The sequence below is a fragment of the Bacillus sp. P14.5 genome (assembly GCF_003316765.1).
Lineage (GTDB): Bacteria > Bacillota > Bacilli > Bacillales > Bacillaceae_B > Rossellomorea.
The window spans coordinates 1-1052 of sequence record NZ_NIJF01000007.1 but is presented as its reverse complement, the minus strand read 5'-3'; the positions used below and the strand labels follow the sequence as shown (position 1 = coordinate 1052).

Here is a 1052-nt window from a genome sequence, read left to right as displayed (position 1 = left end):
GTTTATGGAAGGTGACAATGAACTGATCACTGACAAACATATTCACCTCATGAAAGTCGAGTGTCTTATGATCAATCGTATGCATCAGAAGGAAAAAATAGTGATCATAAAAATCCAGTTTAGGTCTTTCACTGAAATCTTCTATACAATCCTCTATGGCTAAAGGATGAAAGTGAAAAAATTCCTGAAGCTGATTGATCTCATTGCTGTCAGGCTGGGAAAAGTCGACCCAAAACCATTTATTGTCTTCTTTATTGACCTCTTTTAAGGGGAGGTCTCGTCTTACATCCCCAATTTTTAACTACTGTGGTTCTAATCATATCGTTCTCCCCAAACTCCATGTAATATATGAAAACCTTCATCTATACTTCTTAAATAACTTGCCCTTCGTGAGCGCGATCTATTGCTTACCTCAGTAAGTGTTCTGTTTTAATGCTGCTCTTTTAAATATTTTGACTCTGTTAAAAAATGGTTGTTTTAAGGGTCTCACCTTTCCCAGAGGGGCTGCAGCGGAAATCCATTACTTTTAAAAACAGGCGCTATCCTTGCGAAAGAGCTTTTATTTTTACCCTTTTAAAACAAGGTAACCTTCAATTGTCGTTTTAATGCCGATTACATGGTAAAATATGAAACAAGTTAGAAAGAGAAGGTGTTAAATAATGGACCATTTAATCAATAAACAAGTTCAAGATATCGAAATATCAGGCATCCGAAAGTTCTTCAATTTGGTCTCGGATATTGAAGATATGGTATCACTTACCCTTGGCCAGCCTGATTTTCCGACTCCGGATCATGTCAAAGAGGCAGCCAATAAAGCTATTGATGAGGGATATACTAACTATACCCATAATGCTGGTTTCCATGAGTTAAGAGAAGCGGCTGCAGACTTTTACAGAACTAAATACAATGTTTCTTTCGACCCGGCTAATGAAGTAATCATTACAAATTGGGGCCTCCAGGGATTGATTCAACTCTAGAACTATATTGAATTCAGGAGATGAAGTCATCCTGCCAGGGCCTGTGTATCCTGGATATGAACCAATCATCAAATT

1 protein-coding gene and 1 pseudogene are annotated in these 1052 nt (G+C 37.6%); one reads left to right on the top strand and one right to left on the bottom strand.

Going from position 1 to position 1052, the window contains the following annotated elements:
- A partial coding sequence (locus B9Z54_RS26595; protein ID WP_481747763.1) for a CorA family divalent cation transporter occupies window positions 1-199 on the bottom strand: 199 nt, incomplete at its 3' end.
- Window positions 200-659: 460 nt separating this feature from the next.
- Between B9Z54_RS26595 and B9Z54_RS00260 the strand changes: the two are divergent.
- A pseudogene (locus B9Z54_RS00260) lies at window positions 660-1052 on the top strand (aminotransferase class I/II-fold pyridoxal phosphate-dependent enzyme); the annotation flags it as partial.